Here is a 448-nt window from a genome sequence, read left to right on the forward strand (position 1 = left end):
GGCAGAATGCCGTGCCCCGACAACCATAAATCAATGTAGGGGCACGGCGTCAATCACCTTTGGTATCCACCAAAGATGGCAGAATGCCGTGCCCCGACAAGGAATGGGGTGGCAGGTTTGCCGGTAGGGGCACGGCGTCAATCACCTTTGGTATCAACCAAAGATGGCAGAATGCCGTGCCCCGACAACCATAAATCAATGTAGGGGCACGGCGTCAATCACCTTTGGTATCAACCAAACATGGCAGAATGCCGTGCCCCGACAAGGAATGGGGTGGCAGGTTTGCCGGTAGAGGCACGGCGTGTAATAACGTTTGGTATCAACCAAAGATGGCAGAATGCCGTGCCCCGACAACCATCAATCAATGTAGGGGCACGGCGTCAATCACCTTTGGTATCAACCAAAGATGGCAGAATGCCGTGCCCCGACAACCATCAATCAATGTAGG

General features: G+C 53.8%; 1 protein-coding gene. It reads left to right on the forward strand.

The genetic code is table 11. The features are described 5' to 3' along the window. Nucleotides 1–248: 248 nt before the first annotated feature. On the forward strand, nt 249–448 hold a 200-nt coding region (locus MiSe_RS49890), incomplete at its 3' end, for a hypothetical protein (protein WP_226595049.1).

Source organism: Microseira wollei NIES-4236, from assembly GCF_020521235.1.
Taxonomy (GTDB): Bacteria; Cyanobacteriota; Cyanobacteriia; order Cyanobacteriales; family Aerosakkonemataceae; genus Microseira; species Microseira wollei.